This is a genomic window from Streptomyces venezuelae (assembly GCF_008642335.1).
Taxonomy (GTDB): domain Bacteria; phylum Actinomycetota; class Actinomycetes; order Streptomycetales; family Streptomycetaceae; genus Streptomyces; species Streptomyces venezuelae_F.
Genome location: NZ_CP029191.1, coordinates 4,445,167 through 4,467,842, shown reverse-complemented (window position 1 = coordinate 4,467,842; position 22,676 = coordinate 4,445,167). Strand labels below are relative to the sequence as shown.

Here is a 22,676-nt window from a genome sequence, read left to right as displayed (position 1 = left end):
CCGGGTTCAGGGCAGCGCGGGGCCACGGCCGCGCGGGGCGACATGGGCGCGGTCGGCGGCGGCCGTGCCGTGGTGCCAGCCTTCGGCGTCCGTCACTCCTCGGACGCGCGTCGTGGTCGTCTCGGGGAACATCCGCTCCGCGTGGTCCGTGACGGCGACGTCGCGTGCGGCGAGGACGGGAAGCAGGGCCGCCGCGTCCCGGGACTCCCCCGCCGCTTCGGTCGCCGCCTCCCGCACCGCGTGCTCGCCCGCCTCCGCGAGGCGGCCGCCGATGCGGTGCGCGTACGCCATCAGGAAGGACTGCCGGAACGTCTTCGTGCGCTTGCGGCCCGCGGCGCGCTGCCCGGCCTCCGCCTTGGTCATGGCAGCGGTCCCCTGCACGAGAAGGGAGGTGTGCAGCAGCTCGACCGACTCCAGATCGTGGTCGAACCCGACGACGGTCGAGAAGCCGTACGCCTCGTTCCACACCGCACGGCAGTGGTTCGCGGCGGCGACGGCGTCGAGCAGGATCGCCTTCGCCGTCTCGTACGGGGCGTCCACGCCGATCCGGCACGCCGTCGGTACGTCCTTCGCATGGGTGCGGGCCGCGAGCAGCGCCTCGTCGAGCGAGTGCCGCGCCATCAGCTCCTGCGCCTTGGCGGTGAGCGCCTCGGCCTCCTCCGGATAGCCGGTCGCCTCGGCCTTGGCGAGGAGGGCGCGGATACGGGTGAGCGTGCGCGGCTCGCCGTGGACAGGCCCGGGGACGGTGTCGCCGGGCGGCGGACCCGCCGGCTCGATCGGGGGGAGACGCAGGAGGAGCCGGTACAGCTGAAGGTGGACGGTGGCGCGGGTGAACCGGTCGCCGTGGTCACCCCCGGACCCGCCATCGGGGCCGAGATCGGCGAGCTGGGCGGGCCAGCGGGGCGGAAGGTGGGCGTAGCGGGCGGTCTCGGCGCGGATGAGGTCCGCGGCGAGGCGTACGTGCCGGTCGTCCAGGTCGCGCCGGACGAGACGCACCACATCGGCGGGCTGCCAGCCGTGCCGCCAGGCCCTGTGCAGGTACTCCTCACCGCGTCGGCGCAGCTCGGCGTCCGTGTCGGGGGCGGCCGCGAGGAGGGACGCGCCGGTGTCGAGACCGTCGTCGCCGTCGCCGTACAGCGCCGCCGCGAACGCTCTGTCGATCACCGATTCCATGAGGTCAGGTTAAGGGGACCGGGCGGACCCCCGAAGCCACCCACAACCTGTGGACGAACCATCATCCACACCCTGTGGACGAATCAGCTGTCACCGCCCTCGTCGATGAGGCGCCGCACCTCACGGTCCACCAGGCCGAGCCGCGCCTCCGCGACGAGCGGCACGGCGCGGCGCTGTCTGCGCGCCTCGTGTACGTCGATGTCGACCGTCACCAGTCCCGGCTCCCACTTCGGCGCCTGCGCGACGACCGTGCCGCGCGGGTCGACGACGCGGGAGCCGCCCCAGAAGGAGGCGCCGTTCTCGTTGCCGACGCGGTTCACGAAGACGACCCAGCACTGGAGCATGCGGGCGGTGTACGAGAGCAGTGTGTCCCAGTACAGCCCCGTGTCCATCGCCTCCGGGTCCAGGCTGGCCGCGCTGTTCGTCGGTACGACGATGACCTCGGCGCCGTCCTGCACGGCGAGCCACGGCAGTACGGGCTGCCAGGCGTCGTTGCAGACAAGGGTGGCGGCACGGCCGTGACCGCCGGGCAGGTCGTACGCGCGCAGATGCTGCCCGGGGCTCACGTGCTTGCGTTCCTCCCACGCCAGGTAGTTGGGGAGGTACAGCTTCCGGTGTACGTGGAGGAGGCGGCCGCCCGTGTAGTACGCCGCGGTGTTGTACGCCCGCAGGCTGGTGTGCTCGTGGAGGCCGACCAGGACGTCGGGGCCGCCGGGGGCGGAGAGGGCGAGCAGGCGCGGGTCGTCCGTCGTGACCGACATGTCCTTCTTCAGGCCGCCCAGGTGATACCCGTGGAGGCTCAGCTCCGGGAAGACGACGAGATCCGCGCCCTGGGTCGCGGCCTGGGCGATGTGGTCCCGTGCGGTGTCCAGGTTCCGGCCGATGTCTCCCAGGGCGCAGTCGGTCTGCGCCAGCGCGACTCGCATGCGTCGAGCTTTGCAGTGGCCTTCGCGCCCCGCGAGCGGAGGTCCTCCGGACGGGGGCGGGACACCCCGCGACGCCCCGTGCGGGTAGGGGCACCGATCCCGCCGCTTCGCGGCGGATGGTCCCCACCCACCCGCCCGTTTGCCCCGCGACGTTCAGTGGGAGTAGGGGCCCGGCCCCCTCCCCCCCCGGGCCGCAGCCGCTCGCGAGACGGGAGGGGACGTGGGGGTATGTGCGCACGGAGCACCGAGCCAGCCATGGCGGTCGGGAATGTCGAGGCGGGGCGTAGGGATGGCGAGTACGCACATACCCCCGCGGCCCCGCACCCACAGACGAGGCAAAGGCGCCCCCGCCCGATGTCAGTGGCGAGTGCGAGACTCAAGCGTATGGCTGGTCAGCGGTGGGTCGTAGCCGTCACAGAAGGGGGAGGAGCCGAGCTCGTTCCCCTCGGCAGTGACGGCCTGCCCGCGGGCCCGGTCCTCCGAGAGCCCGACCTCGCCGAAGCCGTCCGCTCCCGCCCGGACGTAGACCGATGGGTCTGGCGGTCCACCGCCGACATCTACCCCCGCCTCCTCGCCGCCCGCACCCCCATCCCCCGCTGCTACGACATCGAGGCCGCCGAACTCCTCCTCCTCGGCCACGAAGGCCGCCTCGGCGAACCCCGTTCCGCCGCCGCCGCCCTGGCCCGCCTCCGCCACACGCCCGTACCCCCGGACCCCCCACCCCGCGCCGCCGAGCCCGGCACGCAGGACTCCCTCTTCGAGCCGCGCCCGGGCGGCGCCCCCGTCACGATCGACGAACTCGTCGAGGTGTACGCGGACCAGCAGCGAAGACACGACGCCACCGCCCACCCGGGCCGAATGCGGCTGCTCACCGCCTCGGAGTCCGCGGGCATGCTCGTGGCCGCCGAGATGAACGCCGCAGGGCTGCCCTGGCGCGCCGACGTGCACAGGCAGCTCCTGAACGAACTGCTCGGCGAGCGGTACGCGGGCCGGGGCGAACCCCGCCGCCTCGCCGAACTCGCCGACGACGTGTCCGCCGCGTTCGGCCGCCGCGTCCGCCCGGACCTGGCCGCGGACGTCGTCAAGGCCTTCGCGCAGGCCGGCATCAGGGTGAAGTCGACGCGCCGCTGGGAGCTGGAGGGGCTCGACCACCCCGCGGTGAAGCCCCTGATCGAGTACAAGAAGCTGTACCGGATCTGGACGGCCCACGGCTGGAGCTGGCTCCAGGACTGGGTGCACGACGGCCGCTTCCGCCCCGAGTACACCCCGGGCGGCTCGGTCAGCGGCCGCTGGACGACCAACGGCGGCGGCGCGCTGCAGATCCCGAAGGTCATCCGCAGGGCCGTCGTCGCCGACCCTGGCTGGCGGCTCGTCGTGGCCGACGCCGACCAGATGGAGCCGAGGGTCCTCGCCGCGATCTCCCGCGACCGGGGCCTGATGGAGGTGGCGGGCAGCGAGGAGGACCTGTACACGCGCCTGTCGGACCGCGCCTTCTCCGGCGACCGCGACCACGCGAAGATCGCGCTGCTGGGCGCGGTGTACGGCCAGACGTCCGGCGACGGCCTGAAGAACCTCGCCGCGCTGCGCCGCCGTTTCCCGCTGGCCGTGGCGTACGTGGACGACGCGGCGAAGGCGGGCGAGGAGGGCAGGCTCGTACGGACCTGGCTGGGCCGGACGAGTCCTCCGGCGGCGGGCGCGGGCGAGGCGGACGAGGCGGGAATCCCACAGGAGGAAGCACCGGGCAGCCCGAGCAACCCGGGTAACCCGGGCACCCCGGGCACCCCGGGCACTCCGGGCGGACCCGCCTCCGGCGACGGGGAGTTCGTCCCCGGGTACGCGTCCACGAACGCCCGCGCGCGGGGCCGCTTCACGCGCAACTTCGTCGTGCAGGGCAGTGCCGCGGACTGGGCGCTGCTGATGCTGGCGGCCCTGCGGCGGACGATCGCGGAGGGCGGGCTGCGGGCGGAGCTGGTGTTCTTCCAGCACGACGAGGTCATCGTGCACTGCCCCGCCGAGGAGGCGGAGACGGTGGCGCTCGCCGTGCGCGAGGCGGGGGATCTCGCGGGCCGGATCGCGTTCGGGGAGACACCGGTCCGCTTCCCGTTCACGACGGCGATCGTGGAGTGCTACGCGGACGCGAAGTAGCGAGCAGCGAGAAGTGAGCGGCGAGAAACAGCACCGCCCGCCCCACCACTACGCCGCGAGCAGCTCCTTGAGCTCGTCCGCGACCTTGCTGTCCGTCCCGTCCAACGCGGCCAGAGCCGCCCGCCACTGCTCGTACGCCTCCGCCTCGCGCCCCTCCGCCCGGAGGAGGAGCCCGCGCTGGTGCCCGGCCAGGCCCGTCATGTGGGTGTCACCGCGGTGTTCGGCACGGTCGAGCAGCGCGGCGCACTCGCGGGTCGCGTCCGCGGTGCGGGACAGTCCGCGCAGGGCGCGGACCAGACCGAGGCGCGCCTGGGACGCACCGTGCCAGTCCTCGTACTCGCCGTGCAGGCGCAGGCTCTCCTCGAAGTGGCCGAGGGCGGCGGCGGGTTCGCCGAGGGTGAGGTGGGCGTAGCCGATGTTGCAGTGGGCGGACTGCCGTACGACGGCGTGCCCGAGGGTGTCGCCGATGGCGAGGCTGCGTTCGTGGTGGGCGATGGCGGCGCGGGCGTCCGTGTGCTCGTACAGGTTGCCGAGGTGGCTGAGGGTGATCGCCTCGCTGAGCGGATCGCCGAGTTCCCTGGCGAGGTCCAGGCTCCGGTGCAGGGACTCGGCGGACTCGGCGTGCCGGCCGAGGCCTTCGAGGAGGAGGCCGCGGTTGTTGAGGCCGCGGCGTACGCAGGACACGTGGCCCAGCGTGCGCCAGAGGGCGAGGGCCTCGTCGTTCAGGGCGAGGGCCTCGCTGTGGCGCCCGGACATGAAGTGCACACCGGCGGCGTCGGTGAGGGCCTGCGCCTCGGCGGCGGTGTCGCCCTGGCGGCGGGCGGCGTCGAGGGCGAGCGTGCCGAGTGCGGCGAGTTCGGTGAGGCGGCCGCGGCGCTGGAGGTAAGGGAAGAGGCAGCGGACCAGGACGGGGAGGAGGCCCGCGGGATCGGAGTGCCGTTCGGTGAGGGCGAGGATGTTGGCGAGTTCGGTGTCGCCCCAGGCGAAGGCGGCCTCGGCGGTGAGGGGCGGGCCCGCGTCGGGGACGGGCCGGCCGGGGCGCGCGAGGGCGGCGTCCACGCCGCGGAGGCGGTCCGCGCGGTCGAGGCTCTCCGGGAGGATGGCGAGGAGGGTACGCCGAGCGGACTCGGCGTACCACCGAAAGGCCTCCTCAACGAGGTCGACCACCTCCCGGCCCACACCAGCGGCGGCCTCGCCCGCACCGACCGCCGTCTCCCTCGCGAAGTCGCGGACGAGGTCGTGCGGGGTGTAGCGGCCGTAGGACGTCTCGTCGAGGAGGGCGACGTCGACGAGGCGGTCGAGGGCGGCGCCCGCGCGGAGTTCGTCGGTGCCCAGCAGGCGGGCGAGGAGCGGCACTCCGTACGTGGGGAGGTCGAGCGCCCCGATCCCGGCGAGGGCGCGCGCCGCGTCGCGGTCGGCCTCGCGGTCGGAGGTCCGCAGGGCGTCGAGGGCGACGGCGAGGGAGCGGCGCACGCTCAGGTCGTCGTACTCCAAGTGGTGCAGGCGGCCGCCGCTGACCGTGAGGAGGTCGGCGAGGGCGTCCGGGGTGAGGGCGCGCCGGGCGGCGAGGCGGGCGGCGACGATGCGCAGCGCGAGCGGGAGCCGGCCCGCGAGCTCGACGAGAGGGTGCCCGGCGTCGAGCCCGGCGCGACCGGAGACGGCGCGCAGGAGTGCGGCGCTGTCCCCGTCGGAGAGGGGTTCGAGCGGGAAGCGTTCCGCGCCGTCGAGGGCGGTCAGCGGTGAGCGGCTGGTGACGACGACCGCGCACCCGTCGCCGGCGGGCAGCAGTGGCCGCACCTGCGCGGCCGTCGCGGCATCGTCGAGGACCATGAGGGTGCGGGTGGGCGCGAGCAACGACCGCAGCAACGCGCTCGCGGCGGCGGGGTCTTCGGCGCCGTCCGGCGCGCACCGGGGTTCGGCACCGAGGTCGCGCAGGAGCGTGGCGAGGGCCTGGGCGGGGGTGAGCGGCGCCATGCCGGGGGTGGCGCCGCGCAGGTTGACGTACAGCTGCCCGTCCGGAAACTCCGCACGCAGCGCGTGCGCGACGTGCACGGCGAGAGCACTCTTCCCGACCCCGGCCATCCCGGACACGACGGCAACGCGCCCTCCCCCGCGCAGGGTACGCCGCAACTTCCGCACGGCCTCGGACCGCCCGGTGAAGTGGGCTGCGGCAGGCGGCAGTTGGGCGGGACCGACCGTTTCGGCGGGATTGGCGGGTACGACGGACCCAGCGGACCCGGCGTTCCCAACAGACCTAGCGTCCCCAACGGACCCAGCGGACCCCGCCGACGCGGCAACCACCGGAGCCCCCGGACCCACCGGTTCCCGCGCAGCCCCAGACCCAGACACCCGCACCCCAGCCCCAGCCCCAGCCCCAGACACCCCCACCCCAGCCCCACGCACCTCAGTCCCCCGCCCAGGCACAGAAACCGGCGCAGACCCAGGCCCCCGCAACACCTCCCGATGCGCCTCCCGCACCGCCTCCCCCGGCTCCGTGCCGAGTTCCTCGATCAGTCGGCGGCGGAGTTCGCGGTGGACGGCGAGGGCCTCCGCCTGGCGGCCCGTGCGGTGGAGCACCAGCATGAGCTGGCGGTGGAACACCTCACGGAGGGGATGCTCCGCGACCAGCGACGCGAGTTCGGGCGCCAGCGCCGTAAGCCCCGTGCCGAGTGCGAGTTCCGCGTCGTACCGCCACTGCAGCGCGAGGAGCCGCGCCTCCTCCAGGCGCGGTACGAGCGGGTGGCCGTCCAGTGAGTCGGGGAGGCCGCTCAACGGCGTACCCCGCCACAGCGCGAGCGCGTCCGTCGCGCACCCCGCCGCCCGCGCCCAGTCCCGCTCCGCGTGCGCCGCCCGCGCCCGTGCCACGAGCTGCTCGAAGACGCGTACGTCCAACTCGCCCTCACCGACCCGCAACCGGTACCCCGGCGGGACCGCGTGCAGCCGCCCCGGGTCATCGAGGAGCCGCCGCAGCCGCGTCACGTGGTTCTGGAGGGACGCCTGCGCGGAGGCGGGAGGAGACTCGCCCCACAGGGCGTCCTTGAGCGCGCCGAGGGAGACGACCCGGTCGGGTTCGAGCAGCAGCGCGGCCAACAACGCGCGCCCCTTCGCACTGCGTACGGGGTGCGGAACGCCCTCCGCGTCGTACACGGCGGGTGCCCCGAGCAGGCCGAACCGCAGTCCGCACCGCTCGCTCAACGCCTTCCCCCCATGCCATGTCGCGCCGTACCGCAGGACCGTTGGCCACATGTTAGCGATCTGTTGGCGTGGCCTGATGTGATCTCTTCATCGGACCTGGCCCGCCGGTACTCGCGCACAGCGCGTTGCTCGGGGGAGTGTCGCCGCCGCGGCTGGGTCCGGGGGCAGAGAGAGCCCCGGTCGGCGGAGGTGACCGACCGGGGCTTTCGCCCTGCCCGCCCTCACGCACCGGCGACGGTCCGCCCCCGTACCCACCGCCACAGCCCGCCCTCACCCCGCCGGCAGCCGCACCGTGAACAGCGAGCCCTTCCCCGGAACGCTCTGCGCGGACACCGCCCCGTCGTGCGCCTCCACCAGTTTCCGCACGATCGACAGACCGAGCCCGCTGCCGCCCGTCGCCCGCGTCCGCGACTTGTCCGCGCGCCAGAAGCGGTCGAAGACGTGCGGCAGATCGGCGGCCGCGATCCCCGTCCCCGTGTCGGCGACCTCGATCAGCACCCCCTCCGATGTCGTACGGCAGCTGATGCGGACACTGCCGCCCTCCGGCGTGTGACGGACGGCGTTCGAGACGAGGTTGCCGATCGCCTGCCGCAGCCGCAGCGGATCGGCCGTCACCCACGGGTCGCCGAACGCCGTGGCCCTGAGCCGTACCCCCGCCCCGTCCGCGCGCGCCTGGTGCGCCGCCGCCACCTGGTCGGCGATCTCGGCGGCCCGCACCGGCTCGCGGTGCAGGCGGAGCGTACCGGCGTCGGCTGCCGCCAGATCCTGGAGGTCGTCGACGATGTGCTGGAGCAGCAGCGCCTCCTCCAGGAGCGAGGTGACCAGTTCGGGGTCGGTGTCGACGACCCCGTCCTCCGCCGCCTCCAGCCAGCCGCGAATGTTGGACAGCGGCGTGCGCAGCTCGTGCGCCACGTCGCTGACCATGGCCTTCCGCTGTTCCTCCAGGGCCTTGCGGTGGGCCGCCATGTCGTTGAACGCGGCGGCCAGTTGACTGATCTCACCGGCCGAGCGCGTGGCCCGCTCGGGGACCGGCTCGCTCGACTCGCCCGTCTTCATGCGCCGCGTCGCGGTGGTGAGCGCGCGCAGCGGCCGGGTCAGCCGGGTCGCGGCCAGCGCGGTGACGGCGACCGTGACGGCCAGGACGGCCGCGGCGAGCCAGGCGAGACGGATGGTGTTGGCCCGCGAGAGGCTGAAGGCGGGCGCGCTCCGGGTGCCGTCGGAGCTGGTGATGAAGAGGAGCGCGGGCGACGAGACGTAGGGGCCGAGCTGCTCGCGGCGCGCGGTGTCGACGCAGGACGCGGTGGCCGCGGTGGTGGACTCGGGCCCGACGGACCCGGCGTCCGGCCGGATCGCCGTCGGCTCACCACTGGGCCAGACCCCGCTGTCGGGCCCGTCGGGTACGTCGGGTACGTCGGACCCATCCGGTACGACCCGCTCCGCGGCCGGCACCGACGACGGTACGGAGGCGGCGACCGGCTTCGGCCCGCCCCGCCCCTCCAGGTCGAGGCCGACCGGCACGGGGGCGAGGCCCTGCCGCTTCAGACAGGCTCCGGTGAGGGCGTTGAGCTTCTTCAGGGCCTTCTGCTCGGTCGCGGTGGGCATCTCCAGTGGTGGCGTACGGCATTGGGACCGCAGGAACTCGCCCGGGTCGTGGTCGACGCGGACGGTGGGGCGGCCGCCGGGTCCGACGACGACCTGAGGAGTCATGCCGAGGTCCGCCAGGCAGGCCGCGCGCCGGTCGGCGGCGTCTTTCAGGCGCGTACGTTCCACCCTGGTGAGCCGGTACGGGCCGACCGCCCGCGGATCGATGCGGTCGGCGGCGCCGGTGGTCCCCTCCTCCATCGCCGTCTCGTCCGTACGGCCCGGGGTGAGCGCGCTGTCGACGGAGAGCGGGTCGAGGACGGCGGAGGCGGTCGGAGGGAGGGGAGCGGCGCCGGACTTGCCGTCGGTCTTGGAGGTGTCCTTGGAGGTGTCCTTGAGAGTCCCCTTGTCGCCGCGCCCGGAGCCGCTGTTCTTCTCGCCGTGCCCGGAGCCGCTGTTCTCGCCGTGCCCGGCGCCGCCGTTCTCCGAGGACGCGTCAGGCCCCTCGGAGCCCCCGCCCTCGGCGGCGCCACCCCGCTTCGGCGGCGCCGCCGAGTCCGCGATGACCTTGCGTTCCTGCGTGGTGAGGGCGATGCGGCGGCCGGTCTGCCGGGACAGTTCTCGGACGGCCTCGTCGGCGCCCCGCCACTGTGGGGAGGTCGCGCCGACGCCCAGGAGCTTGTCGTAGATACGGGCGTCGTCGGCGAGTACCTGCCCCTGCTCCTGCCGCAGCGCACCCGACGTGGTCTGCGCGGCGAGCCACGCGGTGGCGGCGATGGAGCCGATGGAGACCAGTACGGATACGGCGAGCAGGCGGGCCAGCAGGCTCTTGCGCAGCGGGACGTCACGCGCCACGCGTCGCCCCCACGCCGGAGCCGACACCGGCACCGGTATCTACATCCGCCCCCGTCCCCATCCCCGCCCCCATCCCCGCCAACTTGTATCCCACCCCGAACACCGTCAGGAGCCGGTCGGGCCGTCGCGGGTCGGACTCGATCTTCTTGCGGAGATTCAGTACGTGCACGTCGACCGTACGCGCGGATATGTACCCCGACGACCCGTGGATACGGTCGAGGAGCTGCGGCCGCGTGAAGACTCGGTCCGGCTCCTCCGCGAGGGCGCTGAGCAGGTCGAACTCGCCCGGCGTGCAGTCGACGTGCCGCCCGTCGACCGTCACCTCGTGCCGCAGCGGGTCGACGACGAGGCCGCCGACCCGCAGGATCCGCCGGTCGGTTCCGGGCAGCGGCGCGTGGATGCCGCCCGCGCGGCGCAGCAGCGTCCGGACCCGGGCCATGAGCTCGCGGGGACTGTACGGCTTGGTGAGGTAGTCGTCGGCGCCCGTGTCGAGACCTTCGAGGAGGTCGTCCTCGGTGGTGCGGGCGGTCAGCATCAGGACCGGGAGGCGGGTCAGCTCGGTGGGACCGTTCCCGTCCCGGAGGAGACGGGTGACTTCGAGGCCGTCGGTGCCCGGCATCATCACGTCGAGGATCAGCAGGTCAGGCAGCCTGCGCCGCACCTCGGCGAGGGCGGCGGACCCGTCGTGGACGACGGCGACCTCGTGGCCCTCGCGTTCCAGATAGCGGCGGACCAGCTCGGCCTGCTTCTCGTCGTCCTCCGCGACCAGGACAAAAGCGCACATGGCGTTGAGGATAGGCACGGCCCGACGGATTCCGGTGGGGCAAATGGGATCACGACGGCGGCCTGACAGGATCCTCACAAGTTGCTGAGAGGCTGCCCCGGGCCGCGCCAGGACCTACCAGGTCGGCCGCGCCCCCACCCCTCCGTCCACCACCAGGTCCGTTCCCGTGATCCACGACGCCGCGTCCGAGGCGAGGAACACGCACGCGTTGCCGATGTCCTCGGGCGTGCCGAGCCTGCCGAGCGGCGCCGCCCTGCCCCACCGCTCCACGCCCTCGGGCCAGTCCCCCGCGAGCCCCGGCCGGTCGATGAGGCCCGGCGAGACGCTGTTGACGCGGATGCCGCGCGGCCCGTACTCCAGGGCGGCGGAGCGGGCGAACATGATCAGGGCGGCCTTGGACGCGCTGTAGTGCGCGTGGGCCGGGGCGGGGTGCGAGCCCTCGATGGACGCGATCTGCGTGACCGTACCGCCGCCGTCCTGCCCGGCCATGACCTCCGCGGCCGCCTGCGTGCAGCAGAACGCACTCGTCACGTTCGCCTCGGACAGCTCCCGCCAGTCCGCCGCCGACATGCCGGCCAGCTCCTGCAGGGGCTGGATGCCGGCGTTGTTGACCAGCGCGTCGAGCCGCCCCCGCCAGGCCCGCGCCTCCTCGACCAGCCGGTGGCACTCCTCCTCGCGCGTGAGGTCCGCCGGTACGGCGACGGCGTCACCGCCCGCCGCGACGATCCCCCCGGCCACCTCCTCGGCCCGCTCCTTGCCCCGCCGGTAGTGCACGACGACCGCCGCGCCCGCCCGCGCGAACCGCCGGGCGATCCCGGCGCCGATCCCTCCGCTGGCCCCGGTCACCAGCGCGACCCTGCCGCCCAGCCAGGGCAGCGTCTCGTCCCGCGGAACCCCTGCCTCACTCACCATGTCCAGCCACCTCCTCGCCGTCGCCCGAGGGCATCCGCAGCGGTTCCCCCGCCCGGCACAAGGCCCGGATGAGCCCCGCCCGCCCCGGGTACCGCGCGCTCAACTCGTCCGCGTCCCCGCCCTCGTAATCCTCCTCGACGAAACCGGGTGCCATGGTCGTCCCGAACAGCGCCCAGCCATGCGGCCCGCCGTCGGCCGGGACGTGCGCGCCCATCCACGTGCCCGCGGGGACGACCAGCTGCACATCGCCGCCGGGTCCCAGGGCGGCCGTGCGGTCGGTGCCGTCGGGGGCGAGGAGCAGCAACTCCAGCGCGTCGCCCTCGTAGAAGTGCCAGATCTCGTCGGTGGGCAGGCGGTGCAGGGCGGAGAAGTCGCCGGGGGCGGTGGTGAGGAGCACGATGATCGCCGAGCCCGCGGGGCGCCCGGTCGCGTCGGGCGGTCCCGCCCAGGTCCGCCGGTACAGTCCGCCCTCCACGGGCAGCGGCCGCAGCCCATGCCGGGCGGCGACCTCCTCAGCTGTCAGCACTTTGTCGACCATGGTCGATCGCTCCCCACCGCGTGAGCGTCGTAACCGCGGGTCTCGCGCGAGCGGCGCCGGACAGCAGTGGGGGCCGGGTCACGTGACGGGTGACCCGGCCCTCCCCTACTTGCCCCCGTATTACGGGGTCGTCGGCGTCGCGTCGTACCCGAACCGCGCCGCGGTGGCGACCAGACCCGGGTGGGCGAAGCGTTCCGCCAGGTCGCCCTCCCCGATCCACTCGCGCCACTCGCCCACTTGGCCGCGCCGCATGATGCGGGCGTTCTTCGTGGTGTCGTCCTCACCCGCGGACGCCGCGTCCTCACGGGCCCGCATCGCCTTGAACGAGCTGCGCTCGGCGGCCTGTTCGACGACCTCGGGCGGCACCGCGAGCCCCAGCGCCGCCAGCATCGCGGTGATGGCGCCCACCGGGTGGGACTTCAGGTCCTCGAACCGTACGACGGCGAACTTCGAGAACTCCGGCGCCGCCTCCAGCCAGCTCCGGTAGAAACGGGCCCAGCCGGGGATCGAGGGCTCTCCGTCCCCGAGCCTGACGCGGTCGAGGAAGTCGGGGTAGGTGAGCTTCCCGATCATGTCCGCGGCGTCCGGTATCCAGGAGCCGCCGAAGGACGAGAACCACTTGTACGACGAGTAGATGGTGTCGCGCGGGTCCCGCACCACCAGGATCGCGGTGTTGACCGCGGACTCCGCGAACACCTCGGGATAGAAGTGCGTCTTGATGAACCGCTTGGCGACGGCCCCGCTCGCCGCCCGGTCCAGCGCCGCCTGGCTCTTCTCGGACGTCGCCGCGAGACGCTGCCGGTAGTAGTCGAGGCGGCTCTCCACCGACTGCGACGCGCCGTCCGCCTCGTCGGGCGACTCGACGTACGGGTCGAGGTAGTCGAAGCCGAGCTCGAACACGATGTTGGCCACGAGCGCCTGCCCGGAACCCGGGTCACCGGCGACGACGATGTCGTCCTCGCCCAGCAGGCGCGCGCTGCGCCGGGCCAGCTCGTCCGGACGCAGTTCCCTGGCGGAGTCCTCGGTCATGTCAGAAGTCCCGTCTCTCGTCCGTCGGGTGGCCCGTCGTGTCGCTCGCCGGTCACTTCTTGGCGCTGCGGGCCGCGACCGCCCTGGTCAGGTAGGTGACCTCGAGCTTCTCCGCGTCCGCGAGGCGCTCGCGGATGTAGTCGAGGAACTGCTCGAACTTGGCGTCGCCGAGCTGGACCCGCACGTCGTTCACCGACTGCCACAGGCCGATGTAGTGGTCGATGCTCTGCTCGACGGAGTGCCGGCCCTCAAGGACGACGACGTCGTCGAAGCGCGGGCTGGCGTTGAACTTGTCCGACAGCTCCTTGATCATCTGCGGGTGGGCCGAGGTGATCCGCTTGCGCTCGCCCATCAGGCGCTTGAGCTCGTTCTCGATGTCCACGAGAACCGGATTGACCTCGATCAGCCGCGGATTGTAGAGCGCGACGAACCAGCCGCCGGGCCGCAGGACGCGGCAGAACTCGGCGGTGCCCACCTCGAAGTCCACCCAGTGGAAGGAGGACGCCATGCTGATCAGGTCGGCCGAGTTGTCGTCGAGCCCGGTCTCCTCACCCTTCCCGGCGCGCCAGGAGATCGAGTAACCCTTGGAGTCCGAGATGCCTTCGGCCCGCATGTTGTCGTTCGGCTCGACCGCGGTGACCGAGCGGAAGCCGCCGTCCGCGACGATGCGGGTCCACAGGCCGGTGCCGGCGCCGACGTCGACGGCGTCGAGCTCGGCGGCCGGGCGGCCCACGAGTCCGATGAGCGCGTCCCGCACCGACGTCGCGTATCCCTCGCGGTACTTCGAGTAGTCCTTCGCCAGGTCGGTGAAGTCTCCGTGCTTGAGCTTGGTGGTCGACGTCGTCATGCGGCACTCCTTAAAAAGTTCACTGAAATCAGAATTACGAAGGGGAAGGACGAGCCCTTGGAATACCCGCCGCTAAGCCACTCGCGCCGACAACCGCTCCTCGTGCGCGAGACGAATCATCGTGGCCGCGGCCTTCGGGTCGACGTCCCCGTAGTTGGTGACGACGAGATCCGGGTCGGTCGGAAACTCGGCGGACTGACCGATTCCGACCACGTCCTTCTCGTCGTTCCCGCTGTAGACGCCCTTGCTGTCGCGCCGCTTGAGTTCCTCGACGGGCACGTCGAGCAGCACCTCGAAGTAGTCGGGCTGGTTCTCGCGGTTGTGCCGCTGCACCTCGTGGAACAGCGAGATGGTCGCGACGACCACCAGATGTCCCTGCTCCGCGAGCAGTTGGGAGAGGCGCGCGTAGGTCATGGATGTCTTTATCCGGCTTTCGCGGTCAAAACCGGAGGTCATCATGCCAAGCGCGGTCCGCACCTCGTTGCCGTCGAGCAGGATCGGCTGCTGCCCGCGCTGGAGCAGCTGACGGACCAGTTCGCGGGCGACCGTCGTCTTGCCGGCCTCGGCAAGCCCGGTCACCCAGATGACCGCGCCGCCGGAATCGGCGCCTCCAACTCCCGTGGTTCCCATGGATGGCTCCCCTCGATGGACGTACGGTGGCCCGTTCGGCGCGGGCGAACTCTTCACAGCACGACTGCACTGCTGTAAAATCCCTCAGAAAATTTTGGCACGCCGAAAAATGCAGCATGCATTACTCGCGAAAAGCTCGAGTATCCCCGTAAAGACCCCGTCAGTATTGTCCCGGCGTTTACCGGGCGTCCAATATCTGTTTGTACTGAAGCCTAGATCGGTCAGTTATGGAGATACGCCAGCTCGAGTACTTCGTCGCTGTCGTCGAGGACGGCAACTTCACCAGGGCAGCGGCCAGGGTCCATGTGACACAACCGGGAGTGAGCGCGCAGATCCGCCGGCTGGAACGGGAACTCGGGTACGAACTGCTCGACCGGTCCGGACGTACGGTCCGCCCCACCGCGGTCGGTGAGGCCCTGCTCCCCTATGCCAAGGCCGCGTTGGCCGCGATCCGCGACGCCAGACTCGCGGTCGACCAGGTGGCGGGGCTGCTGCGGGGCCAGGTGAACGTCGGCATGGTGACCGTGGTGGCGACCCTGGACGTGCCCGGCATGCTCGCCGAGTTCCAGGCGGAGCATCCCACCGTGGAGGTCGCGTTGCGTCAGGGCGGCACCGACGACCTCGTCGACGCGCTGAAGGACGGCGAACTCGACATGGCCTTCCTCGGGTTGGCCGGAGAGCCCCCGTCGTTCCTGCGCACGGAGGTCATCCTCGCCGACCCCCTCGTCGCGGTGCTGCGCGCCGACGACGAGTACGCGGAGCGGGAATCCGTGCTGCTCAAGGAGCTCGCGTCCCGGCAACTGCTCTCGCTGCCGAGCGACAGCGGCACCCGGCGACAGCTCGACGCCTCCCTCGCCGCGGCCGGCATCGACGCGCCCATCGCGTTCTCGGCGAGCGACCCGCAGGTCCTGGTGGACATGGCAGCGCGCGGGTTCGGCGTGGCGATCCTGCCGCGGGGCGCGGTGCGGTCGGCGGACGAGGAACTGCGTCTCGTCCCGTTCGCCGATCCGGACATGCACGGCCGGCTGTATCTGGCGTGGCCCGACGACCGTACGATCGATCCCGCGGCGCAGGCGGTCATCCAGCACGCGCTGGACCGCATTCAGGCCCGCCCGCACTCAGGAACGTAAACCCGCCCTTGCGTCGGCGGCCTGACGTGGCGTCACTTCACGGTCTGCGGCTCGCCCGCCTCGACGCCCTTGTCCTGCGGCGGCGGCTTGGCGGCCAGGAAGTCCTTGGCGCGGATCAGGAAGAAGGCGAAGACCGCGCCGGCCAGCGCGAGGACACCGGTCATGATCAGCAGGTCGTTGAGTGCCTCGGCGTAACCGGAGTGCAGGGCGGTGGCGACCTGGTCCCGTGCGGACGCCGGGAGCTTCTCGCCGAGACCCGATACGTTGCCGTGCTCGACGGCGGCCGCGATCGCCGGGGCGTTGCCCGCGAGTTCCGGGATGCCCGACAGGTTCCGCAGGACGTCGTCGTGCAGGGACGCCGTGAAGACCGAGCCGAGCACCGGGATGCTGGCGGCCATGCCGACCTGCCGGAAGGTGATGTTGATGCCCGACGCGGTGCCCGACCGGTCCGGCGTGACGACGCCGACCGCGGTCGAGGCGAGCGGCGGGTTGACGATGCCGCTGCCGACACCGGCGACGACGAAGCCGGGGATGAGGTGGGTCCAGCCGCTCGACGCGTCGTTCCCCGACATGAGGAGCAGACCGATGCCGACGAGGAGGAGACCGGGTCCGATCAGCCACTTCACCGGCAGTTTGCTGCTCATCCGGCCCGCGACCGTCGACGCGACGAGGGCGCACACGCTGATCACGAGGAGCCGGACGCTGGACTCCAGGACGGAGTAGCCGAGTCCGTTCTGCAGGTAGAGGACCAGGTAGAGGAGCATCGCGAACAGCGACCCGTTCATGGTGAACGCGGCGATCGAGCCGCCCACGAACGTCGGGGTGCGGAACAGCGACAGGTCGAACAGCGGCTCCGCCGAGCGGAGTTCCACGATCAGGAACGTGACCAGGAGGAGTGCGGCTCCGCCCAGCCACATCACGACATCGGTGTTGCCCCACTCGGTCTCACCGGCCCGGATCAGACCGTAGATCAGCGCGACGAGACCGCTGGTGAAGAGGACGAAGCCCGGCCAGTCCAGCTTGAGCCTGCCCCGAGACGGCGACTCGTCGACCTTCCACAGCGTCACCAGGATGGCGAGGATGCCGATGGGGATGTTGATGAGGAAGATGCCGCGCCAGCTGATGTGCGCGGCGATCAGCCCGCCGAACACCGGCCCGAGACCGGAGGCGAGACCCGTCACGGCACCCCAGACGCCGAACGCGACGCCCCGCTCCTTGCCCGCGAAGGTCCGTGCGAGCAGCGCCAGCGAGGTGGCGTACATGACGGACCCGCCGATGCCCTGCGCGGCCCGCGACAGGATCAGCACGAGTGGCGAGGAGGCGATGCCGCAGAACAGCGAGCTGACGGTGAAGACGGCGAGGCCGACGAGGAACAGCTTGCGGTAGCCGAACCGGTCGGCCAGCGAGCCGCCGACCAGGAGCATCGCGGCGAGGGTGAGCGAGTAGGCGTCGACCACCCACTGCGCGTCGGCGAAGCTGCTGTCGAGCCCGTCCTGGATCTGCGGCAGCACAACCGTGACGATGGTGGCGTCGAGCAGAAGCATGAAGGTCGACGCACAGACGACCACCAACGTCCACCATCGTTTGGCCATGACGGATCTCCCCCGGTACGCGGTACTCGGTTACTTGGGCTGGATGAACTCGGGCTGGTCGAGAATGCGCAGCCACGAACCGTCGGGCTGACGGCGCACGACCTGGGCGCGTGCGCCCGTGCCGTCCTTCGGCGGGGTGGACGTGAGCGCGATGTCACCGTTGATCAGAGTCGGAAGGGGCTCCTCCGGCTCGAACTTCGGGTTGCGCGTCATCGCCATCTCCCACAGCTTGCGGATGGCCTCGCGCCCCTGCGTGATCTGCCCGGGCGGGAAGGCGACGACCGCGTCCTCCGCGTAGAGCTCCGCGACGCCGGTCGCGTCGCCCTTGTTGGCGCGCTCCACGAACAGACGCGTAATGTCTTCCGGCTTGTATGCCTTCTCATATTCGGACACAGGGGGCCTCTCGTTCAGAGCTGATTTCCAGCACCGACCAGCTTGGTCGCGCGGAACGGGCAAGTCCAACTCCCTTTGGTTCTGGTTGCTAGAAGCAATGGATCTGGTTCGCGTCGAAGGCGCGTCGGGTCCACTGCCGCGAGACCCCGCGCACGACGCCGACTGAGGAATTCCTCAGTCGCCACCCGGGCGACGGAGCCGCGTCCCCCGTACGCTCACTGGCTTCCCGCCCCCACCGCCTCTCGGCCCGCGCCCGCACCGCGTTCCTCCCGCCCTCAGAGCCTGTGTCACAACCCACCGAAGACGGAGGCACTCATGCACAGTCACTCACCGCGCACGACCAGTCACGTCATGCGAGCGCTGCCATGAGGGTGGACGTCGCCTGGTGGCACCTGGACGGCACGCCGCAGACCATCGACTCCCTGCGCGAGCACCTGCGCGACCACACCCTCGAACGGTGGACCCAAGTGCCCGGCCTGCGGCTGAAGATCTACTTCGCGGACCGCGAGCGGAACCGGTGGGGCGCGGTGATGCTCTGGGAAACGGACGAGCGGCCGCCGCTCGACGAGCTGCCGCCGAACGCCGCCCTCGCCCTGATCGGCAGGGCCCCCGACGTACGCGCCACGTTCGAAGCGGAAGGAACGGTGGAGGGGCTGCACGATCTCGCCTCGCTGCAGGCGCTCGGCCCCGCGTTCGACGGGACGGCCGGAACGGTGTTGACACCGCGGAAAGGCGGCGGTTCCAATGCGACGGTTATTCCGAGAGGGCCGAGAGAGACACGAGAGTCAGCGGGTTCACGAGAGAAATCGCCGGGCGGCACGTCGGAAAGGAAAGCGACAACATGACGTCGAATACGTCGAATACCTGGGACATCCTCGACCTCCCGCCCGGCGTCCGGCCCGACCCGGACGAATACATCAAGGCCGCGATGGAGTGGCACTTCGGCCCCGACACCGGTTCGCCCTACTGGCTGGAACGCGCGAAGTCCCTGGACTTCGACCCGCGGACCGACGTCAACTCGGTGGCCGACCTCGTACGTTTCCCCAACGTCGCCCCCGAACTGCGCACCGTCCGCGCCGAGGACCTGATCCCGCGCGGATACGGCGAAAACCCGGACGTACGCGGCGTGTTCGAGAGCGGCGGCACCACCGGCGCACCCAAACGCGTCGTCCTGCACGGCGACTGGCGCCGCCGGCTGCTCCACTGGACCGGCGAGCAACTGGACGCCCACGGCTTTCCGCGGGGCGCAAACTGGCTGGGAATCGTTCCCAGCGGTCCGCACATCGTCGGTGAGTTCTTCCGGGGTTCGGCAACGACGCACGGCCGCCACGGATTCACCATCGACCTCGACCCGCGCTGGGTGAAGCGGCTGATCTCCGGGGGCCGCGGCGGCGAGGCCGACGACTACGCCGAGCACGTCGTCGACCAGGCCGCCGACGTACTGCGCTCGCAGGACATCGGCATCCTCACCGTCACCCCGCCGATCCTGGACCGCATCGCGCGCCGCGACGAACTCGTCGAGCTCATCAACGACAAGGTCAGAGCGATCCGTTGGGGCGGCACGCAGCTCGACCCCGACTCCCGTCAGGTGTACCGGACGGAGATCTTCCCCGACACCGTCTTCTCTGGGAACTACGGCAGCACGATGATCCTCGGCTTCGCCGGCGAACGCCCCGGCCTCGGCGACGACGACCCCTGCGTCTTCGACACGCTGAGCCCGTACGTCACCTTCTCCGTCGTCGACCCGGAAACGATGCGGCCCGTGGCGTACGGGGAACGCGGCCGGGTCGTGGCCAGCCACGTCAGCAAGTCGTTCCTGCTCCCCAACAACCTCGAACGCGACCTCGCCACGCGTGTCGAACCGGTCGACGGCGGCCCCGGCGACTCCGTGGCGGACATCGCGCCGGTCGGCAGATTCGAGAACGAGGACGTGGTGGAGGGGGTGTACTGATGCCCGCCTCCACCTCTGCCTCTGCCTCCGCCTCCGCCTCTCCCTCCGTCTCCGCTTCGGAGGGGCCGGTACAGCAGCCTCTGCGGCTGGACGCCCTGGGCCCGCGCGGCGAGTTCCGCGCCAGGAACCGCCAGCCGGTCACGGACGTGACGGGCGCACTCGCCGCCGAACTGAGCCTCGTACCCCCACCGTTCGTGAGCCGCACCCACTCGGCGCTGCGCCGCGCGGAACCCGCTCCGCCGGACGAGCGCGTACGCCGGATCGCCACCGCGGCCGACCTGTTCGCGACGGGCACCGTCGCCGGGCTCGGCGTGGCCGAGTACCGCCTCCTGGTCAGCCGCGTCGGCGGCGTCCCGCTCACGGAGGTCGCCTCGGCGGTCGACCGCATCGCCGAACGGCTCCGGGACATCGGCACGGGACTCGCGCGGGCACGGCCCGCGGGCGCGGTCACCGACTGGCGCGACCCGCAGGTCAGGGGCGGCCGGGCCGCCCACACGCGGCGCGGCGACGTCTTCGCCGTGCACGCGGCGGGCAACCACCCGGGCACCCACAGCCTGTGGCCGGAGGCCCTCGCGCTCGGCTTCCGCGTCGCCGTACGCCCCTCGCGCCGCGAACCGTTCACCCCGCACCGGCTCGTCTCGGCGCTGCGCCTCGCGGGGTTCGGGAACGACGAGGTCACGCTGCTGCCCACGGACCACGCGGGCGCCGACGCGGTCCTGCGGGGCGCCGACCTCGGTCTCGTGTACGGCGGCGATGACGTGGTCCGCAAGTACGGCGCGGACCCGACCGTCCTGCTCCAGGGCCCCGGCCGCTCCAAGATCCTCCTGACGGCCGACGTGGACTGGCACGACCACCTCGACACGATCGTGGACTCCGTCGCCGGACGCGGCGGCACGGGCTGCGTCAACGCGACGGCCGTCCTGGTGGAGGGCGACCCGACGCCGCTGTGCGAGGCGCTCACGGAACGGTTCTCGGCGCTGCCGAGCCTGCCGCCGGAGCACCCGGAGGCGGTGCTTCCGGTGCAGCCGGCGGCGGGCGCGCGGGCGCTCGCGGAGTACGTGGGGCGCCGGGCCGAGGGGACCCGGCCGTGGCTGGGCGCGGACACGGTCGCCGACGAACTGGGCGACGGCAGCGCGGTCCTGCGCCCCGCCGTCCACCAGCTCGACCGCGCCACCGCGCCGCAGCTCGGCGCGGAACTCCCCTTCCCCTGCGTCTGGGTGGCGCCATGGCGCCCGGCGGACGACGGCCTGTCCCCGCTCCGCGACACCCTCGTCCTCACGGCCCTGACCCACCAGGAGCCCTTGCTGGACCGCCTCCTCGCCGACCCGACGATCGCGAACCTGTACATCGGCGACCACCCGACGCACTGGATGCGCCCCGGGCTGCCGCACGACGGCTACCTGTCGGATTTCCTGATGCGCACGAAGACGCTGATACGCACCTGACGCCACGCCCCCGCAGGCCCGTGGTCACCGCCGGGCCCCCGCAGGTCCGAGGTCACCGCCGGGCCCCCGCAGGCCTGTGGTCACCGCCGGGCGGCCCGGCCGTCCACCTCCTGCGCGACGTTGAGCCAGACCTCTCCGCAGGCACGCGCCACGTTCGCCACCATGTCGACGCAGTGGGCCGGCACGCTCTCGATGAGCCGGCTCCACTCGTCCGGCGGCAGCGTGGCCGCGTCGAGGAGCCGCAGGAGCAGGCGCCCTGAATCGGTGAAGCGGATGGAGGGGTCCCGCTTCAGGATGGGGATGAGCTCGGCGGCGCTGCCGACGTCGGCGGACGCGCCGGCCGCCGACGCGGTGGTCGCCATCCGCGCTCCCGACGACACGGCCGTGTCGACCGTATGGGCGGCGTCGACCGCATCGGCCGCACCGGCCGCGACCCGGGCGGACACGGACAGGGATGCGGCGACGGGGTTGGTGGCGGCCGGGTTCGCGGGGGCGGTGGCCACGGAGAGATCGGACGCGTCGGGCGCGCCGGGCGTGCCGGGCGCGTTTTGGGGTCGCCGGTACGGACCCCCGCCCCGCACCCCCGCCACAACCGCCACCCTCTCCCCCTCGCCCTCGCCCTCCCCCTCCACCAGCCTCCGACGTACGTCGCGCGCGGTGGAACGGGAGACCCCGGCGGCCCCGGCGATCTGCCGCAGGGTCGCGTCGGGATGGGTCCGGATGAACTCGCCGGTCGCGGCCCGCGCCACACTGCTGTCGACGGGCCGCGTCCGTCCGTCGCGCCCGATCCGCACCGGCGCGGCGGGCAGATCGTCGCCGAGCCGGCGCCGGATGCTCCCGACCGTCTTCGGCGAGAGCCCGGCGAACGAGGCGATCATGCGGTCGGACCACTGCGGGTGGGACTGGATGATCCGAGTCGCCGCGGCGTTGCGGTCGGCCCTGGTCAGGGGCAGTCCGTGGGTGGTGTTGGCCTGAACGGCCACGACGAAGACATCGGACTCGTACCCGTCGAGGAACCGGACGGCGATCTCTCGCTCGCCGCGCAGCACGGTGGCCCGCAGCCGGTGCATCCCGTCGATGACGCGCATGGTCGGCCGGTGGACGAGGATGGGCGGCAGATCCGACCCGGCCTCGGCGAGAACACGTATGTGGTCGGCGTTCTCACCCACGAGCCGCGGCGAGTCGGCCGACCACAACAGATCGACGGCTATCCGCTCGACCGGCAGAGAATGCGGTCGAATTTCCCAAGGTTTCTTCTCTTTGGCATGCATATGAACCCGTCGCCCCCTGTTCAGAGTTCGCCCGCACGCGGGGGAAATCCTCACCCCCGCAAAGCGGATTCAAATATTCCCTTCACCGCGCTCACCGCTCCCATCCGTAAACGGAACTCGCAACGACACCGGAACCGGGAATAGTTGTTTACTTAAATTACCGCTCCGGTACCCCCAGGGGCCACTGTGACAGCGACCACGCACGCCAGACTCACACACAATCAAGCCAAATCCCACAAAGAGCTTGACAAGACGCCACTGGACAGACGCTCGACGCCC

At 72.1% G+C, this 22,676-nt stretch carries 18 protein-coding genes; 5 read left to right on the top strand and 13 right to left on the bottom strand.

From position 1 onward, the window contains the following. Nucleotides 1-6: 6 nt before the first annotated feature. Nucleotides 7-1,173: a DUF2786 domain-containing protein gene (locus DEJ49_RS20215; RefSeq protein ID WP_150185421.1), complete on the bottom strand. Its 1,167-nt coding sequence runs from the start codon at nt 1,171-1,173 to the stop codon at nt 7-9. 83 nt (nt 1,174-1,256) lie between these two features. Beyond that, nucleotides 1,257-2,099 (bottom strand): nitrilase-related carbon-nitrogen hydrolase, encoded by an 843-nt coding sequence (locus tag DEJ49_RS20210; RefSeq protein ID WP_150185420.1) that lies wholly within the window; start codon nt 2,097-2,099, stop codon nt 1,257-1,259. 384 nt (nt 2,100-2,483) lie between these two features. Here DEJ49_RS20210 and DEJ49_RS20205 point away from each other — a divergent pair, with 384 nt between their 5' ends. Next, complete coding sequence (locus tag DEJ49_RS20205) at nt 2,484-4,244, top strand: bifunctional 3'-5' exonuclease/DNA polymerase (RefSeq protein WP_150185419.1); 1,761 nt, start codon at nt 2,484-2,486, stop codon at nt 4,242-4,244. A 48-nt stretch (nt 4,245-4,292) separates the two neighbouring features. Here DEJ49_RS20205 and DEJ49_RS20200 read toward each other — a convergent pair whose 3' ends face one another. From DEJ49_RS20200 to DEJ49_RS20165, 8 genes are all read right to left on the bottom strand, one after another. Next, on the bottom strand, nt 4,293-7,439 hold the full coding sequence (locus DEJ49_RS20200) for an AfsR/SARP family transcriptional regulator (protein ID WP_223832913.1): 3,147 nt from the start codon (nt 7,437-7,439) through the stop codon (nt 4,293-4,295). 270 nt (nt 7,440-7,709) lie between these two features. Beyond that, nucleotides 7,710-9,875, bottom strand: a complete 2,166-nt coding sequence (locus DEJ49_RS20195; protein ID WP_223832912.1) for a sensor histidine kinase — start codon at nt 9,873-9,875, stop codon at nt 7,710-7,712. Beyond that, the gene (locus tag DEJ49_RS20190; protein ID WP_150185417.1) at nt 9,865-10,659 is read right to left on the bottom strand and encodes a response regulator transcription factor; all 795 of its coding nucleotides are present in this window, start codon (nt 10,657-10,659) and stop codon (nt 9,865-9,867) included. The genes DEJ49_RS20195 and DEJ49_RS20190 overlap by 11 nt, the downstream gene beginning before the upstream one ends. Nucleotides 10,660-10,773: 114 nt before the next feature. Further along, nucleotides 10,774-11,571, bottom strand: a complete 798-nt coding sequence (locus DEJ49_RS20185) for an SDR family NAD(P)-dependent oxidoreductase (RefSeq protein ID WP_150185416.1) — start codon at nt 11,569-11,571, stop codon at nt 10,774-10,776. Continuing rightward, nucleotides 11,561-12,109 (bottom strand): cupin domain-containing protein, encoded by a 549-nt coding sequence (locus DEJ49_RS20180; protein WP_150185415.1) that lies wholly within the window; start codon nt 12,107-12,109, stop codon nt 11,561-11,563. Before DEJ49_RS20180 ends, DEJ49_RS20185 begins: the two co-directional genes overlap by 11 nt. 120 nt (nt 12,110-12,229) lie before the next feature. Then, nucleotides 12,230-13,138 carry a sulfotransferase domain-containing protein gene (locus DEJ49_RS20175; protein ID WP_150185414.1) on the bottom strand — a complete coding sequence of 303 codons (909 nt, stop codon included), beginning with the start codon at nt 13,136-13,138 and terminating at the stop codon, nt 12,230-12,232. A 52-nt stretch (nt 13,139-13,190) separates the two neighbouring features. Beyond that, nucleotides 13,191-13,985: a class I SAM-dependent methyltransferase gene (locus tag DEJ49_RS20170; RefSeq protein ID WP_150185413.1), complete on the bottom strand. Its 795-nt coding sequence runs from the start codon at nt 13,983-13,985 to the stop codon at nt 13,191-13,193. A 72-nt stretch (nt 13,986-14,057) separates the two neighbouring features. Continuing rightward, nucleotides 14,058-14,615: an adenylyl-sulfate kinase gene (locus DEJ49_RS20165; RefSeq protein WP_150185412.1), complete on the bottom strand. Its 558-nt coding sequence runs from the start codon at nt 14,613-14,615 to the stop codon at nt 14,058-14,060. A gap of 227 nt (nt 14,616-14,842) precedes the next feature. On the opposite strand from DEJ49_RS20165, the gene DEJ49_RS20160 reads away from it, so the two are divergent. After that, on the top strand, nt 14,843-15,745 hold the full coding sequence (locus tag DEJ49_RS20160) for a LysR family transcriptional regulator (RefSeq protein ID WP_150185411.1): 903 nt from the start codon (nt 14,843-14,845) through the stop codon (nt 15,743-15,745). Nucleotides 15,746-15,777: 32 nt separating this feature from the next. Here the strand turns inward: DEJ49_RS20160 and DEJ49_RS20155 are convergent, their stop codons facing one another. Both DEJ49_RS20155 and DEJ49_RS20150 read right to left on the bottom strand, forming a co-directional pair. Beyond that, nucleotides 15,778-17,337 carry an MFS transporter gene (locus tag DEJ49_RS20155; RefSeq protein ID WP_150185410.1) on the bottom strand — a complete coding sequence of 520 codons (1,560 nt, stop codon included), beginning with the start codon at nt 17,335-17,337 and terminating at the stop codon, nt 15,778-15,780. Nucleotides 17,338-17,367: 30 nt separating this feature from the next. Further along, nucleotides 17,368-17,730: a YybH family protein gene (locus DEJ49_RS20150; protein WP_055563924.1), complete on the bottom strand. Its 363-nt coding sequence runs from the start codon at nt 17,728-17,730 to the stop codon at nt 17,368-17,370. Between the two features lie 365 nt (nt 17,731-18,095). Here DEJ49_RS20150 and DEJ49_RS20145 point away from each other — a divergent pair, with 365 nt between their 5' ends. Genes DEJ49_RS20145 through DEJ49_RS20135 form a run of 3 tightly spaced genes read left to right on the top strand, consistent with a single transcriptional unit; the run spans nt 18,096 to nt 21,126 of the window. Further along, nucleotides 18,096-18,575 carry a hypothetical protein gene (locus DEJ49_RS20145; RefSeq protein ID WP_223832911.1) on the top strand — a complete coding sequence of 160 codons (480 nt, stop codon included), beginning with the start codon at nt 18,096-18,098 and terminating at the stop codon, nt 18,573-18,575. Next, nucleotides 18,572-19,681 (top strand): long-chain fatty acid--CoA ligase, encoded by a 1,110-nt coding sequence (locus DEJ49_RS20140; RefSeq protein WP_150185409.1) that lies wholly within the window; start codon nt 18,572-18,574, stop codon nt 19,679-19,681. Before DEJ49_RS20145 ends, DEJ49_RS20140 begins: the two co-directional genes overlap by 4 nt. Further along, entirely contained in the window at nt 19,681-21,126 is a 1,446-nt protein-coding gene (locus DEJ49_RS20135) for an aldehyde dehydrogenase family protein (RefSeq protein ID WP_150185408.1), read from the top strand. The genes DEJ49_RS20140 and DEJ49_RS20135 overlap by 1 nt, the downstream gene beginning before the upstream one ends. Nucleotides 21,127-21,206: 80 nt before the next feature. Here DEJ49_RS20135 and DEJ49_RS36755 read toward each other — a convergent pair whose 3' ends face one another. Next, nucleotides 21,207-22,295 carry a ParB/RepB/Spo0J family partition protein gene (locus DEJ49_RS36755; protein WP_263398810.1) on the bottom strand — a complete coding sequence of 363 codons (1,089 nt, stop codon included), beginning with the start codon at nt 22,293-22,295 and terminating at the stop codon, nt 21,207-21,209. Between the last annotated feature and the right edge of the window lie 381 nt (nt 22,296-22,676).

Coding starts and splice junctions, on each gene's coding strand:
- DEJ49_RS20215 (WP_150185421.1), bottom strand. CDS start 1,173: ATGGAATCGGTGATCGACAGAGCGTTCGCGGCGGCGCTGTACGGCGAC.
- DEJ49_RS20210 (WP_150185420.1), bottom strand. CDS start 2,099: ATGCGAGTCGCGCTGGCGCAGACCGACTGCGCCCTGGGAGACATCGGC.
- DEJ49_RS20205 (WP_150185419.1), top strand. CDS start 2,484: ATGGCTGGTCAGCGGTGGGTCGTAGCCGTCACAGAAGGGGGAGGAGCC.
- DEJ49_RS20190 (WP_150185417.1), bottom strand. CDS start 10,659: ATGTGCGCTTTTGTCCTGGTCGCGGAGGACGACGAGAAGCAGGCCGAG.
- DEJ49_RS20185 (WP_150185416.1), bottom strand. CDS start 11,571: ATGGTGAGTGAGGCAGGGGTTCCGCGGGACGAGACGCTGCCCTGGCTG.
- DEJ49_RS20180 (WP_150185415.1), bottom strand. CDS start 12,109: ATGGTCGACAAAGTGCTGACAGCTGAGGAGGTCGCCGCCCGGCATGGG.
- DEJ49_RS20175 (WP_150185414.1), bottom strand. CDS start 13,138: ATGACCGAGGACTCCGCCAGGGAACTGCGTCCGGACGAGCTGGCCCGG.
- DEJ49_RS20170 (WP_150185413.1), bottom strand. CDS start 13,985: ATGACGACGTCGACCACCAAGCTCAAGCACGGAGACTTCACCGACCTG.
- DEJ49_RS20165 (WP_150185412.1), bottom strand. CDS start 14,615: ATGGGAACCACGGGAGTTGGAGGCGCCGATTCCGGCGGCGCGGTCATC.
- DEJ49_RS20160 (WP_150185411.1), top strand. CDS start 14,843: ATGGAGATACGCCAGCTCGAGTACTTCGTCGCTGTCGTCGAGGACGGC.
- DEJ49_RS20155 (WP_150185410.1), bottom strand. CDS start 17,337: ATGGCCAAACGATGGTGGACGTTGGTGGTCGTCTGTGCGTCGACCTTC.
- DEJ49_RS20145 (WP_223832911.1), top strand. CDS start 18,096: ATGAGGGTGGACGTCGCCTGGTGGCACCTGGACGGCACGCCGCAGACC.
- DEJ49_RS20140 (WP_150185409.1), top strand. CDS start 18,572: ATGACGTCGAATACGTCGAATACCTGGGACATCCTCGACCTCCCGCCC.
- DEJ49_RS20135 (WP_150185408.1), top strand. CDS start 19,681: ATGCCCGCCTCCACCTCTGCCTCTGCCTCCGCCTCCGCCTCTCCCTCC.